Consider the following 14211-nt stretch of genomic DNA (forward strand, 5'->3'; position numbering starts at 1 on the left):
TTTGATCATCGAATTGAACAATCCAACGTCATAGAGGAACGAGATGTCAGCGAATGTCGGCGGTGGACACGTATATACAATCGGTGATTTGGCCGATTTTTTTGGCATTACGCATCGTGCTTTGCGGTTTTATGAGGACAAAGGAATGCTCAAGCCCCGGCGCGTGGGGCAAAAACGTCTTTATTCGAGCAAGGACAGAACCAAGCTCCGTCTCATTCTAAACGGCAAACAAATCGGCATGACCATCCGCGAAATTCAGGCGTTCTTGGAAAGCTATGAATTGCGCGACGGCAACGAAAGGCAGATGCGAAAAGCGCTCGCCAAAATCAGATCGCAACGCCTGTTGCTCAAGCAGCGACGTGAGAGCATAGATATTAGTCTACAAGAATTAGAACGCGTTGAAAAAATTATCGCCGGTATGGTTGAAGCTGAGGCCACGCTGGACGAGTAGCATGTCACGAGCCTGAAACAGGGTGGCGTGACTTGTTCTCCCGCAATTGTTGCGCTACACCAGATTTAGAATGACCGTATAGGAAGCTAAATGCCTGTAAATCGCATCATTATCGCTGACGATCACCCGTTATTTCGAGCGGCCTTGCGCCAAACAATTGAAGCCGAAAACGGCGCTGATTGTACAATTGAAGAGGCAGGCGATTTAGAAACACTGACCAATTTGCTTGGGCAAAACCGCGAATGCGACTTGGTGCTGTTGGACCTTGCGATGCCCGGTGTGCGCGGCTTTTCAGGTCTTTTGCTTGTGCGCGCGCAATTCCCAGAAGTGCCGGTGATGGTTTGTTCCGCAAGTGACGACAGCGCAACAGTTCGCCGTTCGATCGATCTTGGTGCATCCGGATTTCTACCAAAATCTGTCGGACCAGACACAATCCATTCCTCCATCAAAACAGTTTTGGATGGCGGCATTTGGGTGCCAGATGGTTTTACTTTTGAAGAAGAAGATGGCGAAATCGCAGACTACACTAAGCGACTGGCCACGCTTACACCGCAACAATTGCGCGTGTTGATGATGTTGTCAGATGGTTTGATGAACAAGCAAATCGCATATGAATTGACCGTATCAGAGGCCACGGTAAAGGCCCATGTGTCCGCGATTTTGCAAAAGCTAAATGTTGATAGTCGCACACAGGCTGTAATTGCTGCATCCAAATTGGAACAAGGTCAAATCGACGCCGTGCCTAAAGGCTAGCCGTTGACAGAACACCAATCTCTAAAAGCTTTTTGGCCTTGCCCGCTAAAAGTGACAATGCGCGAGCTCGGCTCACGCTTTGCCCATTTGCGTTGATAGATTTGGTCCAATATCGCTTTGCCCAATGTGCCAGCCAGATGGGTGCGTCGTTCGCTCCAATCCAAACATTGTCGGCAAAGGGGACGTCGCTTGTTGCCAATGACGTTGAGGTCAATGCCAAATTGGGTAAAAAATGCACGCCCGTTTTCGGTTAAATCCAGATCGTCATCTTTTTCAAGCAAATAACCATTTGCAACTAAACCATCATAAAGCTGGATACCCTTATCGCCTGCCAAATGGTCATAGCAGACCCGTGCATTCCTCATTTGTGGGTCGCGAGGGCCGGTCCGCGTGCGCAAATGGCCGCGGCTTGCTGCCAAATGCATCAGGCTTTCCAGCACTTTAGCCACATCATCATCGGGCAACGAGTAATAGCGGTGCCGTCCTTGTTTGCGCTGGCGCACCAATCCACCATCAAACAGTTTGGCAAGGTGTCCACTGGTGGTTTGCAGCGTTACGCCTGCTTCCTGCGCCAATTCGGTCGCGGTCAACGCCTTGCCACTCATCAATGCGCAAAGAATGTTGGCACGTGCTGGATCGCCAATAAGTTGGCCAATGCGAGATATATCTGGTCCGTCTTTCATAGTTCGATCATAGCCGAAGCATCAGGGTAGTTCAATATGGAATAAGCGGGGAGAATTTGAAAGGTACCAAAATGATTACATGTTTTATTCAATATCAAATTGATCCAACAAAGCACGCCCAATTTGTCCAATATGCCCAAAATTGGGGGAAAGCTATTCCCGAGTGCGGTGCAGATCTGATCGGCTATTTTGCACCCCATGAAGGTTCTTCTACGTTGGCTTATGGTGTGTATTCGATCAAAGATCTCGCAGCCTACGAACAATATCGAGCGCGGTTGGCAAAGCATCCAATCGGCAAAGAGAATTATCAATTTGCGCAGAAGGAGAAGTTCATTTTGCGCGAAGAGCGAACATTCCTCAAATGTGCATCTCTGCCGCATAAGCAGCTCACAACATGATCGCCGTGATCTTTGAGGTGGTGCCGAAAGAAGAACATAAAGCCACTTATCTCAACATTGCTGCCGCGTTGAAAGCTGAACTTGAAACCCTGCCGGGATTTATCAGCGTGGAGCGCTTCCAAAGCCTGACGGACGAGAACAAAATGCTCTCTTTGTCATTCTTTGAAGATGAGGAGGCGGTGCGCCATTGGCGAAACCTGCAAAGTCACAGACTGGCACAATCAAAAGGCCGATCGAAGGTCTTTGAGGGCTATCGCTTGCGGGTGGCGAATGTTTTGCGGGACTATGGAAAGACTGAACGCTTGCAGGCTCCCAGGGACAGTGTAGCGTTTCATTCGCCCTAAGTCAGGCGTCCAATAAGGGCGCGAAGAGCCGCTGGCTTAACGGGTTTTGGCAAAACAGAAATATCCCGTTCGGCGGCCAACTCGCGCACTTGTGGTGTTCTGTCAGCGGTGATCAGAACTGCGGGCAGGTGCCCACCAATTGTTTGCCGTAGCCACTGAATTGCGTCCAGACCAGAGGTTTGATCTAGATGGTAATCCATCAAAACAATGTCAGGTATCCAGCCTTCCAACATCGAAGATTGGGAAATCGCCTTAAGGGACTTAGCCGTGCGAACATTGCACCCCCATCCGGATAAAAGCGCATTCATTGCGTCTAATATGTCTATTTCATTGTCTACACAAAGAATTTGCAGGGCTGAAAACTGCTCGCTGTTGAGCGTTCGTGCGAAATGTTCTGGTTCTTTATAGGGTTCAGCGGCCTTAGTAGTTTCACGGGCATAAATCGAAAACCGAGACCCCTTGCCAACAGTGCTTTCCACTTCCAATTGCAAGTTAAGCGCCGAACAAATTCGTTGCACGATCGAAAGGCCCAAGCCAAGGCCAGATGCAATACGTGCGCCGGGTTCAAGGCGGGAAAACTCGTTGAAGATCAGAGATTGTTGCCCCTTATCAATACCTATTCCACTATCGATAATGTCCAGACGGATACGATTTCCGCGTTTGCGACATCCAACCAAAACAGAACCGCCTTCGGGCGTATATTTGATCGCGTTGGAAACAAGGTTCTGCACAACACGAGCGACAAGTCGCCTGTCAGTATGTACAGCGCTATCTGCGCCGACAAGGCGCAGCTTGATGTTTTTTTCCGCCGCTGCCGGTTCAAACTCAACCCGAACCTTGCGTAACAATTCTTGAATGGAAAACGTCGAATTGGAAGGTTTAAGCGCCCCACTATCAATGCGGGAAATGTCGAGCAGTGCGGACATGATGTCTTCAACGGCCCCTAAAGAAGCGTCAATATTTTGCGCCAATCGTGCCAGGTCGCTGCCATGGGCGCGCTCGATCATTGTGGATGTATAAAGCCTTGCCGCATTCAAGGGCTGTAATAAATCATGGCTCGCAGCGGCGAGAAACCGCGTTTTTCCCAAATTTGCAGCATCAGCTTTTGCGCGTGCCCGTTCGAGTTCAGAGTTTAAGGCGGTAAGCTCTTGTGTTCTGTCCTTTACGCGCGCTTCAAGCGATTGGTTGACCTTTGCCAACTCCCGTTCCGCATCAATGCGGCTTGATATGTCTGAATAGCTGATCACCATGCCCCCTTCGGGCAGGTGGTCAGTGCGCACTTCAAAATATTGTCCCTTGTGACCGGGGCGTTCTGTCAGACTAACGTTTTTATTGTCGATTTGGGCAAGGCGAGCACCGACAAGTGCTTCGTGGTCGCCATCGCCAAAATCACCACGAACAACGAGAAAACGGATAATATCGTCAAGCGTAGATGCTGGTCGGACCAAATCGTCGGGCAATTCCAAAAGCTGTTGAAAAAGATTGTTGGACAAAACAAGCCGATGATCGCGATCAAACATCGCAATGCCTTGCCCCAAATGGTCAACCACGGTGTGCAGGGCGGGGTCATTGTCTTGTCGGCTCAATCTATCACTCCAGTTCAACACACACCTTATCAAATTAATGCGCTGACCTAAGCGCTAACATTTTCTCTTGGGACAGCGCAATTACTAGCGAAAATTCAAGGCGGAATTCCATACGACAGCAACGGATTGCCTCAATCTCGAATCAATTTGACGTAAGAAACTGCTATTTTCAAAGATCAATTTCAGCGCCTGTCTGATTATGGAGGTTGAGATGCAGCTGCTAGCGTAGGTTTAAAAAGCCTTGAAAAACACCTCTTTAGGTTGAATTTATGCCAAAATACAATTTTTAGTTGCATTTATGAATAGGAAAAGATACCTAAATAGGCATAGATACCTGTACGTAAAAGTATGTAATTTACGTGAATATCCGCAGGTTGTCGGACCAATTATCGAAACTGCACTGAGTGATCATACTCACAGGGTGCATCCGCATCGTATTTAAGCGGAGAATTTGTATTTTGAGCGATATTAGGGGCTAAACTATGTTCTGCGACGACCAAAAAATAGAACTAACAAATACAATTTATAATTGTTTTCTTGGGGGCAAATATGACCGCTGAGATTTATTATCATAACTCACTAAACAAAGACCGTCTTATCCATATTGTGGATGCAGACCACGGGACCTGCGAGGCATTGGGCGTGTTGTTCCGGCTAGAAGGTTTTCAAACCCATATATCCAATTCAGTCACCCAATTGTTGGCGCAAATAGACAGACGCCTACCCGATGTCATCATTATCAATATGAAGGTCGATAGCGAGGACACATTGCCCACAGTCGTACGCATAAAGTCGATGCGCACGGGCGCACCCATTTTTATGTTGTCTGACAGTGATAATGTGGGCGGTGCGGTTGAGGCGATGAAATTGGGAGCGTCGGACGTCATCATTAAGCCCATCGACACAGAACGGTTGGTGCGCGCCGTCCGTGATGCGCTGCGACGGGACGTCCATATTGGTGCGGTTCAAACCGGATTTCATCGACCGGTTGAAGTGCGCGGCTTTAATCAACTGACCCCACGCGAACGCGAAGTGCTTCAGCTCATAACCAATGGTCAGTCGAACAAAGAGGCCGGGCGTGAATTGGGCATTAGTCCACGCACGGTAGAGGTTCATCGCTCGCGGGTGATGGAAAAACTGGGCGCGCGCAATACAGCAGATCTTGTTCGCATTGTCCTCACAAGCTAAAAAACTCCCCCTTCAGGGTGTGGCTAAAACGAACATGCAGGGTGGTCCATGGCCACCCTTTTTTCTTGAAATTTTGGGCGTATTTGCGCAAACTGGAGTTGCTGTTGGGACGACTTGGCAGTTTTTATTTGAACCGGGACGACCCGACAAAAAGGGATTGCCCGATGAGCAACTCAGCAATACATGATTTAAGCAGCTTGATTAAGGGGATGAGCCCACAGCTTTCACCTCGACGCTATGCATTTGCAACAATCGCTCAAGACAAATTTGCAGGCATTGATTTGACGCCCATCATGAGCTTTGTCGAAGATGAGGGCATAACGCTTATCTTGCTCGAAAAAGACGCAATTGCTGCGAATATTGAGCATGAGTTTGTCTGTCAAAAAATCACACTATATGTGCATTCGGCGCTTGAGGCAGTTGGTTTTATGGCGGCTATTTCAGATAGGCTGACGCAAGTTGGTGTACCATGCAACGTGGTCGCAGGTTATCATCATGATCATCTTTTTATTCCGGTGGAAAAAGTGGATGTGGCCATGAATTGCTTGGCTGAATTATCAAAAACTGGCGCGTGATAACAGCGGCAAAAACCTAGCCGCCGTTGGTAGGTAACACCAAATCACCAGAATTCAGCGCTTGGGCCGTAAGCTGTGAAGTATCCATATTCATCGGCAGATCCAAAATCTGCCAAACGCTGAGCAAGGCATCCCGCAATTCAAACAACATTTCGTCCGTATGCAACGGCGTTGGGGTAATCCGCAAACGTTCTGTGTCTTTTGGAACAGTAGGATAATTGATCGGTTGAATATAAATATTGTGCTTATCCAAAAGCATATCACTGGCCGCTTTACAACGTCGCGCGTCACCCACAATCACCGGCACAATATGCGTATTGGTCGGCATGACAGGCAAACCCGCTGCCGTCAAAATTTCTTTAGCGCGTTGTGCCTGCCGTTGTTGACCTTCGCGCTCAACACTTGAAGTTTTCAAATGTTCAATCGAAGCACGCGCCGCTGCACAAAGGGCAGGGGGCAATGCCGTGGTGAAAATAAACTCTGATGCATAAGACCGCACTGCATCAACGATAGGTTGGTTGGCTGTAATATAGCCGCCCATAACACCAAACGCCTTGGCCATGGTGCCTTCAATAATATCAATCCGATGCATCAACCCGTCGCGTTCGCATATCCCTGCACCGCGTTCCCCGTACATGCCAACAGCATGAACTTCATCAATGTAAGTGAGGGCGTTAAATTCTTCAGCCAAATCGGCAATTTGCTCAATGGGCGCCACATCACCATCCATTGAATAAACGGATTCAAACACAATCATTTTGGGCCGTTCTTTACCTGCGGCTTCAAGCAATTCGCGCAGGTGGGCCATGTCATTATGTCGGAAAATTTTCTTTTCCATGCCGGACTGTTTCACACCAGCGATCATCGATGCGTGATTGAGCTGATCAGATAGGACAAGACAGTCCGGAATAAGACGTGCAATGGTTGAGATCGAGGCTTCGTTAGAAACGAAACCTGAAGTGAAAACCAACGCGGCTTCCTTACGGTGCAAATCTGCAAGGGAGCGTTCGAGTTCCACCAACGGGCGATTGGTTCCAGCAATATTGCGCGTACCGCCAGCCCCAGTGCCAAGCTTTCCAGCCGTTTCCTGCATGGCCGTAATGACTTTTTGATTCTGCCCCATGCACAAATAATCGTTGGAGCACCAGATCGTGATTTCGCGTGCATTGTCGGCATGGTCGCGGAAAATGGCTTTGGGAAAATGCCCAGCAATGCGTTCTAAGTCTGCAAATACCCGGTAGCGTTTCTCACGACGCAAAGTATCAATGGCGTCCTCAAATAGTCCGCGATAATCCATCTATTGATACCCCTATCTCAAATGGCTGGGAGCACTAAGCTGCTCTCCTTACTAGCCAATCTATATCGATCTGCCGATCCGGCAACATGACGCAGGTCAATTATTCACATTTTAGCGCAGTCCTCAATATATATAGCAAAAAATACATATATTAAGTAGCTTGCTGGCTTCTATTTAAAGCCATTGGAAAGCTGCGCAACCGCTTTTCCAGTTTTTGTGATCACAATTGCTAGAGCAAACGCAATTTCTCGACTTTGCCGAAGGTTAACGCTCGTCACCTGCCTACAATTCTTGCTCTGCCATCAACTGGTCGCCAAGGCGCAAAACCTCATCAACCAACCCATCTTCCTGGCCCGTTTCGCTACGCGCACCAACAAAACAAGGCCGGATCGCCAATTTGCCATCAACTTTGGTGGTGCTTGGAATAAACGCATTCCCCCGCACAAGCCGCCGGTGAATGCGTTGGTTGAAAACATTCAGGTCTTCGACCCCCTCGGCAATGTAACGGAAACAACAAATTGAAAGGCTTGGTTCTAACACCAACTCCAACCGATCGTCTGCCTGCACGCGCTCTGCAACGCGTTGCGCCATATCATTGTGTCTGCGGATGCGTTGGCGCATGCCATCAACGCCAATTTCTTTGAGCATTGCCCAAACGGCAACACCACGGGGCGGGGCACTCAGCTCAACCCCAAAATCGAAATAGGGCACGCCAAAGTCATCCATCGAATGGGTTGGACCATTGGCACCATCTTGATAATCAACAGAGCCTTCCAAATAGTCAGCTGGCTCTTGCGTGAACGCGCGATGCAATATCTCGCGGTCCCGCACAAAAGTCGCCGCAATCCCAACACACGCTCCAAGCCATTTGTGAGGATCGACAATCGCACTATCCGCTAGCTCAATTCCTTCATATAAAGGGGCAATGCGGTCATCCAATATGCCTGGCAAGCCGTAAGCGCCGTCCACATGAAACCAAATTTTGTTGGCGCGGGCAATCTCGCCAATTTCTTTGATCGGGTCGATGGCACCGGTGTTTGTGCTGCCTGCATTGGCAACAACGGCGATGGGCAGAAACCCATTTTGCAAATCTTCGCCGATGGCCACTTCTAACGCAGACGGCAACATGCGCTTTTGTTCGTCGCATTCAATCAAGCGAACGGATCTGCGCCCCAGTCCAAGCACGCCAGCAGATCTTTGTATCGTATGGTGACATTCAGCACTGGCGTAAAGCCGTGTTTTGCGATCAACACCATGTGCGGCGACATCGTGCCCTACTTGCTCAAACGCCCATTGGCGCGCACCGCCTAAAGCAACCAAGTTGGCAACTGAGCCGCCGGATGAATATAGCCCCTTCATGTGAGAAATCCCACATAACTGAGCCAGCCAGTTCAGCGAAAGTTCTTCCAGAAAGTTGAACGCGTTCAGTGTATAGCGCTGTGGGGATGCAATTGACGCGGCGGCCGATGCGATAGCCGATGCCGTTGTGCCACCCGTTGTAATAAAGGACGTAAAGCCAGGTCGAGCAATGGCTGATCCGTTGGCGATGACTTCGTTTACCAACCGCTGCGCTATATTGTCGATCCCGGTTCCTTTTTCGGGGAGAGGTTCGTTCAAGCTTTGCTGCCAGTTACGGTCCGGATCTAGGGCGTCGCCGTTCTCAAACTTTACGAACGCATCCAAACCAGCGCCCATTTTGGCAAGGTAGGTTTGAAACTGGCCGGTTTCAGCTAGATCTTTGGACATTATCACTGCCATTCTTTGTGAGAATTGGATTCGATTGGTTTGTAAGTTGATCTGTTTGTAGGCACAATTTCAACCCGAAAGTCTAACAGTTTGACCTTGGCATCTATGCGTTAATGTTGAGCACACGCTTACGATCAAAAACATCAAAATACATAAAGTTTTAACTATCTTGAACAAAATGAGGCGCTCGCAATCGGCATTTTCGTGATTGTTAAGCTGGTCAAGCTATTTTGGTGGCTTGGGGCAGAAGAAAAAGGCGACGAGATGAAAAAGGGCAAAGAACCAGTTTTGGGTCGTGCAGGATTTGACGCTCTAGTGATCACGACGATTGTTGCCGCGGTTTGGGCTTTTTTGGCGCAATGGGAAGTTTTGGGCCCGCTTTCCAAAATGTTTGGGCAAATGGAAGTATACCACTTAGCTGAGTTTGCCCGGGGAATAATTATAGCCGGTTTTGGCAGTTTGATTTTTGCTTGGCGCCGCCTCGCGGACCTTCGGCATGAAGTTCAAATGCGTGGCAATGCTGAAAACGAAATTGTTTGGCTTGGCCAGCACGATCCATTAACGACACTCCCCAATCGACAGTTTTTGGTTGAGTTGTCTAAGCGGTCAGAATTTTCAAATTTCGAATACTCAGATCAACAACACGCTGTTCTCATGCTCGATTTGGACGGGTTTAAGACTGTAAATGATTTACTGGGCCATGCAGGTGGTGATGCGTTACTTGTCCAAATAGCAGACCGTCTAAAATGGTCGTTCGATGATCACCCTGTCGTGCGACTGGGCGGGGACGAGTTTGTGATTGTGTTGGAAGGCGCCAACCGCGCCGAAGCTGAACTTGCAGCTCAAAAAATCCTAGATGTGATTGCAAAGCCATTCCAACTCGTCAGCAATCAGATGGAAGTTGGAGTATCTGTTGGTATTGCAATGATGCCTGATAATGCCCAGTCAATTGAAGCTGCATTGACCAACGCTGATGCTGCTTTATACGAAGCAAAACAGCAGTCTAAAGGTAGTTTCAAGTTATTCAGTGAGAGCATGGGTCTTGCAATGACCGAGCGCTCGCTTATAGAACAAAAACTACGCAGAGCGCTTCGTGATGATGAATTGTCGGTGCATTACCAGCCCTATATCGACATGAAGACAAAGCAAATCGTCGGCTTTGAGGCGCTTGCACGTTGGCAGCAAGAGGACGGCTCCTTCATACCGCCGAGCAAGTTTATCGAAATTGCTGAAAAATCTGGGCAAATTTTGGAACTCTCCGAGACTTTGTTGACCAAAGCTTGCATCGATGCTCGCAATTGGCCTAGCGATAAAACGCTTTCATTCAACGTGTCCGCATCCCAGTTGCGAGATCGGTTGATGGGCGAGCGCATCCTCAAACAGATAGGCGACTGCGGGCTGCCGCCACATCGCCTTGAACTCGAGGTGACAGAAAGCTGTTTCGTTCAAGACCATGATACCGCAATGGAGAATTTGATTGATTTGCAAAAAGCAGGCGTGCAAATAGCTTTAGATGATTTTGGAACCGGCTATTCAAGCTTTTCGCGTTTGACAAAGATCGATTTCGACAAGATCAAGATCGATCAACTTTTTGTTCAAGAGTCTAACGATTGTCCAAGAATGTGCAAAATTGTTCGTGGCTTATTTGCACTCAGCAAGAGTCTTGAAACCACAATTGTTGCCGAGGGAATTGAAACCGCAGCACAACTGAAAACAATGCAAAAGCTTGGTTGCAATATCGGCCAAGGCTACCTATTCGGTCGCCCAATGCCAGCCGCTCAAGTACTGGAGTTGCTCGCAGTAGGCAATCCGGTAATCAGCGACATGGCAATGTAGTTTTTTGGTTTGCGAGGCTAGCCGTTCAACATCCAATATGAACCGTTCAACAGGCTAGCAAAACTGATCCATGCCATATAGGGGATCGCCAAATATGCGCTTATCCGGTCCCGCTTCCACAAAAGCAAAATAGACGCTAGGGTCACGATGTCCAGTGACAGGATGTAGATAAGTGCCACACCCAAATTGTTTGCACCAAAAAACACCGGTGTCCAAATGGTGTTCAAAGCAAATTGCAATGTCCACAATGCAATGAGCAAGGGTTTCAAACTATCATCTGCCATAAAGACCAGACGATATCCAACGGTAGCAACAAAAACATAGAGCACGCTCCAAACCGGTCCAAAAACCCAATTTGGTGGTGCGAATGAGGGAGCGGTTAGCTGCGCATAATAGCTTTTGATGTCCCAAAGACCGGCGCTGCTGGCGGCAACAATCGTTACAACATAGAATGTGATCCATGTCGCAATTTTTATCACTCTGCTAGAATTTGTTACGTCCATCGTTTAACTCCACTGTTCCTTCATTAAGGTGTTTACGAACCTTGGTGGCTCTTGGATCAATTGTCATATCAATTGACGGTAAACCAGGTAGCATCAACATAAAATGCAAACCAATAATTGAGTTGGTCATGATTTTTTGTGAATGACCTATTCAAAATGATCATCGATATTTCATTTAAATATATCTGATGGGGCGTGACAGCGCTATTTTGCGGCGCTACGCTGCTCATCTTCTTGGTTTTCTTTCAACAGTTCCGCAAGCTATTCCCAAATGGCTCAATTGTTGAGAAAGGTTCTTCTATGTTGGATATTGCTTCAAAGTTCAAAATGACAGGCGCCTATATTGATGGGCAATGGGTCAAGGCGTCCTCAGGCAAAAGCTTCGCCGTTCTCAACCCGGCCAATTCTGAGCATTTGGCAGATGTTGCAGATTGCACAAAAGCTGACGCGCTCAATGCTGTCGCCGCCGCAAAAACAGCATTTAAAATGTGGTCGGGTAAAACGGCCAAGCAACGCTGCGATATTTTGCGAAAATGGAACGATTTGATTTTGGCCAATGTCGATCAACTCGGTGCGCTTTTGTCCAAAGAGCAAGGCAAACCCCTTGCAGAGGCTAAGGGCGAAATCACATATGGGGCAAGCTATATTGAATGGTTCGCTGAAGAGGCACGCCGGGCCTATGGCGATGTCATTCCAGCTTCGCGGCCAAATACGCAAATTGTTGTTATGAAGCAACCGGTGGGCGTCGTCGCTGCAATAACACCTTGGAATTTCCCCAATGCAATGATTGCGCGAAAAGTCGCCCCGGCCCTTGCTGCTGGGTGTACGATTGTGATCAAGCCGGCACCTGAAACGCCCTTGTCAGCTCTGGCACTTGCTGTTTTGGCCGAAGAGGCGGGTATTCCCAAAGGGGTTATCAATATACTGCCGACTACTCAAACTTCTGACGTTGGTGACGTGCTCACCACTCATCCTGATATTGCTAAAGTGTCGTTCACTGGCTCCACCAATGTGGGCCGCCATATTATGCGTAATGGTGCAGACACCGTTAAAAGGCTTTCACTTGAGCTTGGCGGCAACGCGCCTTTTATTGTGTTTGATGACGCAGATTTGGACGCCGCTGTTGAAGGTGCGCTCAATTCCAAATTCCGCAACTCAGGACAAACCTGTGTGTGCGCCAATCGGCTTTATATTCAAGCCGGGATTTATGATCAGTTCGCAGCAGCGTTCGCTAAAAAAGTCGAAACCCTAAAAGTGGGCGATGCTTTTGACGAGGGTGTAACTCAAGGACCGCTCATCAACCAAAATGCAATGACCAAAGTCGAAGAACTGGTCGGTGATGCGTTGGAAAAAGGCGCTTCGGCCATTGTTGGTGCGCAGCGTCACGAGTTGGGTGGGCTTTATTATGCACCGACGGTGTTGCGTGATGTGCCGCTGAATGCGCGGGTTTTGAAAGAAGAAATTTTTGGCCCCGTCGCCCCGCTGATCAAGTTTGAAATGGAAGAAGACGTGATTGCGCTAGCGAATGACAGTGAGTTTGGTCTCGCTGGCTATTTCTTCGCGCGCGACATTGGTCGTGTTTGGCGCGTTGCAGCGGCTTTAGAATGCGGCATTGTTGGCGTCAATGAAGGGGTAACCTCTGCCGTGGAAGCTCCATTCGGCGGCGTAAAGCAATCTGGCTTAGGCCGAGAAGGTTCCCATTATGGCCTAGATGACTATCTCGACATTAAATACGTGTTGATGGGTGGGCTGGGTCACTAGCCTTTGATGGTGAAATAGGCCCTAGAACATTCCAATTTTTTTGAACCACCAAAATTGGAAACCGCCTATAACGACCATCAAAAAGCAAACAACGGAGAATGCCCAAGGACTATCAACACCGGGCATTCCACCCACATTGATGCCCAACAGGCCGGTCAACAGACCCAGCGGCAAAAATAGGGCTGCAACAATGGACAGCACAAACATTTGTTTGTTCATTGTCTCTGCCCGCTTGTCCATCAGTTGGTCATGAACGATTTGTGCCCGGTCTCGGATCGCGTCCAAATCTTCTCCCAATCTATTCACGCGCTCGCCCGCCTCGCGCAATCTGCCGCGATCACGTTCTTTTAGCCATGCCAAGTCTTCAATCAGCAATGTTGTCAGTGCATCGCGTTGTGGCAGCATGTAGCGGCGTAAAAGTATCGACATGCGTCTAATTTCTGCAAGCTGGCCACGCGATGCCCCGGCCTCAGCGTCAATTACCACTTCCTCAAGGTCATCGACCTGGCTGTTAATATCGGCAACCAGCGGTTCAACTTCGTCCACAAGCCGCAACGCAAGCTTTGCAACCAAATCTCCGGGGGAGCGGGGGGCTTGGTCGCGCGAAATAGTGGCCACCAAATCGTTTAGTGCTCTAAGTGGCTTTTGGCCGACACTGATAACTTCGTCGCTGGTAATCCAAAGGCGGATCGACACCATATCTTCTGGCCTAGCCCCATGCTCTATATTGATGCCGCGCAGCATCAAAAGCGCGCCATTGCTGTGCACGGTACAACGCGGTCGCGTTTCAAGGGCCGTAAGCGCATCTACAACCACACTGTCTTTTACAATCGATAGCAGGTCGGCACGTGTTTCAGCACTGTCCCGCAAAAAATGAACCCAGTGAAATGATCCCTTTTTAGGCGGATCCAGCTGATGTGGTGAGGAAGCCGTTTGATCATGGTGGGCGTGGCCATGGCCATCTAAGGTTAGCGAAAACCTTTGCAAGCCGATCTGATCGTTGTTTTCGGACGTATCAATATGTGTCATGAAGCAATAATGTCCTAAAACTGATAGTCTTGTGACCCAATTATGCACTAAACTGGTTCGT

Annotated in this window: 14 protein-coding genes; 8 read left to right on the forward strand and 6 right to left on the reverse strand. The window is 48.7% G+C overall.

The genetic code is table 11. The annotated features are described in order from the left end of the window. Window positions 1-43 precede the first annotated feature (43 nt). Window positions 44-451 (forward strand): MerR family transcriptional regulator, encoded by a 408-nt coding sequence (locus ACSHWX_RS04630; protein WP_435667021.1) that lies wholly within the window; start codon window positions 44-46, stop codon window positions 449-451. A 90-nt stretch (window positions 452-541) separates the two neighbouring features. Beyond that, window positions 542-1204 (forward strand): response regulator, encoded by a 663-nt coding sequence (locus tag ACSHWX_RS04635; protein WP_435667022.1) that lies wholly within the window; start codon window positions 542-544, stop codon window positions 1202-1204. Here the strand turns inward: ACSHWX_RS04635 and ACSHWX_RS04640 are convergent. After that, entirely contained in the window at window positions 1201-1887 is a 687-nt protein-coding gene (locus ACSHWX_RS04640) for an ArsR/SmtB family transcription factor (RefSeq protein WP_435667023.1), read from the reverse strand. The two genes, ACSHWX_RS04635 and ACSHWX_RS04640, sit on opposite strands and share 4 nt — an antisense overlap. A gap of 71 nt (window positions 1888-1958) precedes the next feature. Between ACSHWX_RS04640 and ACSHWX_RS04645 the strand changes: the two genes are divergently transcribed. Continuing rightward, window positions 1959-2285, forward strand: coding sequence for an NIPSNAP family protein (locus tag ACSHWX_RS04645; protein WP_435667024.1), 327 nt, complete (start codon window positions 1959-1961; stop codon window positions 2283-2285). Next, window positions 2282-2629 (forward strand): antibiotic biosynthesis monooxygenase family protein, encoded by a 348-nt coding sequence (locus ACSHWX_RS04650; protein WP_435667025.1) that lies wholly within the window; start codon window positions 2282-2284, stop codon window positions 2627-2629. Before ACSHWX_RS04645 ends, ACSHWX_RS04650 begins: the two co-directional genes overlap by 4 nt. Here ACSHWX_RS04650 and ACSHWX_RS04655 read toward each other — a convergent pair. Further along, window positions 2626-4215 carry a hybrid sensor histidine kinase/response regulator gene (locus tag ACSHWX_RS04655; RefSeq protein ID WP_435667026.1) on the reverse strand — a complete coding sequence of 530 codons (1590 nt, stop codon included), beginning with the start codon at window positions 4213-4215 and terminating at the stop codon, window positions 2626-2628. The genes ACSHWX_RS04650 and ACSHWX_RS04655 overlap by 4 nt on opposite strands. A gap of 549 nt (window positions 4216-4764) precedes the next feature. Here ACSHWX_RS04655 and ACSHWX_RS04660 point away from each other — a divergent pair. Together ACSHWX_RS04660 and ACSHWX_RS04665 are read left to right on the forward strand one after the other, a co-directional pair. Further along, window positions 4765-5403 carry a response regulator transcription factor gene (locus ACSHWX_RS04660; RefSeq protein WP_435667027.1) on the forward strand — a complete coding sequence of 213 codons (639 nt, stop codon included), beginning with the start codon at window positions 4765-4767 and terminating at the stop codon, window positions 5401-5403. Between the two features lie 164 nt (window positions 5404-5567). Beyond that, entirely contained in the window at window positions 5568-5978 is a 411-nt protein-coding gene (locus tag ACSHWX_RS04665; protein WP_435667028.1) for an ACT domain-containing protein, read from the forward strand. Window positions 5979-5994: 16 nt separating this feature from the next. Here ACSHWX_RS04665 and hemA read toward each other — a convergent pair whose 3' ends face one another. Both hemA and ACSHWX_RS04675 read right to left on the reverse strand, forming a co-directional pair. Further along, a complete protein-coding gene (gene hemA, locus ACSHWX_RS04670; protein ID WP_435667029.1) occupies window positions 5995-7275 on the reverse strand; it encodes a 5-aminolevulinate synthase in 1281 nt (426 codons plus the stop codon). 282 nt (window positions 7276-7557) lie between these two features. Continuing rightward, a complete protein-coding gene (locus ACSHWX_RS04675; RefSeq protein WP_435667030.1) occupies window positions 7558-9021 on the reverse strand; it encodes a pyridoxal phosphate-dependent decarboxylase family protein in 1464 nt (487 codons plus the stop codon). Between the two features lie 204 nt (window positions 9022-9225). On the opposite strand from ACSHWX_RS04675, the gene ACSHWX_RS04680 reads away from it, so the two are divergent. After that, on the forward strand, window positions 9226-10857 hold the full coding sequence (locus ACSHWX_RS04680) for a putative bifunctional diguanylate cyclase/phosphodiesterase (RefSeq protein WP_435667031.1): 1632 nt from the start codon (window positions 9226-9228) through the stop codon (window positions 10855-10857). A gap of 17 nt (window positions 10858-10874) precedes the next feature. On the opposite strand, the gene ACSHWX_RS04685 is transcribed toward ACSHWX_RS04680, so the two are convergent. Beyond that, entirely contained in the window at window positions 10875-11360 is a 486-nt protein-coding gene (locus ACSHWX_RS04685) for a TspO/MBR family protein (protein ID WP_435667032.1), read from the reverse strand. A gap of 300 nt (window positions 11361-11660) precedes the next feature. Here ACSHWX_RS04685 and ACSHWX_RS04690 point away from each other — a divergent pair, with 300 nt between their 5' ends. Continuing rightward, window positions 11661-13121: an NAD-dependent succinate-semialdehyde dehydrogenase gene (locus ACSHWX_RS04690; protein WP_435667129.1), complete on the forward strand. Its 1461-nt coding sequence runs from the start codon at window positions 11661-11663 to the stop codon at window positions 13119-13121. Between the two features lie 21 nt (window positions 13122-13142). Here the strand turns inward: ACSHWX_RS04690 and ACSHWX_RS04695 are convergent, their stop codons facing one another. Continuing rightward, window positions 13143-14150, reverse strand: a complete 1008-nt coding sequence (locus ACSHWX_RS04695; protein WP_435667033.1) for a zinc transporter ZntB — start codon at window positions 14148-14150, stop codon at window positions 13143-13145. Between the last annotated feature and the right edge of the window lie 61 nt (window positions 14151-14211).

The organism is Maritalea sp. (assembly GCF_051251695.1).
Lineage (GTDB): Bacteria > Pseudomonadota > Alphaproteobacteria > Rhizobiales > Devosiaceae > Maritalea.

What these genes read in the sequence shown, in the direction of transcription:
- ACSHWX_RS04630 (WP_435667021.1), top strand. Translation starts at nt 44, where the DNA reads ATGTCAGCGAATGTCGGCGGTGGACACGTATATACAATCGGTGATTTG.
- ACSHWX_RS04635 (WP_435667022.1), top strand. Translation starts at nt 542, where the DNA reads ATGCCTGTAAATCGCATCATTATCGCTGACGATCACCCGTTATTTCGA.
- ACSHWX_RS04640 (WP_435667023.1), bottom strand. Translation starts at nt 1,887, where the DNA reads ATGAAAGACGGACCAGATATATCTCGCATTGGCCAACTTATTGGCGAT.
- ACSHWX_RS04645 (WP_435667024.1), top strand. Translation starts at nt 1,959, where the DNA reads ATGATTACATGTTTTATTCAATATCAAATTGATCCAACAAAGCACGCC.
- ACSHWX_RS04650 (WP_435667025.1), top strand. Translation starts at nt 2,282, where the DNA reads ATGATCGCCGTGATCTTTGAGGTGGTGCCGAAAGAAGAACATAAAGCC.
- ACSHWX_RS04660 (WP_435667027.1), top strand. Translation starts at nt 4,765, where the DNA reads ATGACCGCTGAGATTTATTATCATAACTCACTAAACAAAGACCGTCTT.
- ACSHWX_RS04665 (WP_435667028.1), top strand. Translation starts at nt 5,568, where the DNA reads ATGAGCAACTCAGCAATACATGATTTAAGCAGCTTGATTAAGGGGATG.
- hemA (WP_435667029.1), bottom strand. Translation starts at nt 7,275, where the DNA reads ATGGATTATCGCGGACTATTTGAGGACGCCATTGATACTTTGCGTCGT.
- ACSHWX_RS04675 (WP_435667030.1), bottom strand. Translation starts at nt 9,021, where the DNA reads ATGTCCAAAGATCTAGCTGAAACCGGCCAGTTTCAAACCTACCTTGCC.
- ACSHWX_RS04685 (WP_435667032.1), bottom strand. Translation starts at nt 11,360, where the DNA reads ATGGACGTAACAAATTCTAGCAGAGTGATAAAAATTGCGACATGGATC.
- ACSHWX_RS04690 (WP_435667129.1), top strand. Translation starts at nt 11,661, where the DNA reads ATGTTGGATATTGCTTCAAAGTTCAAAATGACAGGCGCCTATATTGAT.
- ACSHWX_RS04695 (WP_435667033.1), bottom strand. Translation starts at nt 14,150, where the DNA reads ATGACACATATTGATACGTCCGAAAACAACGATCAGATCGGCTTGCAA.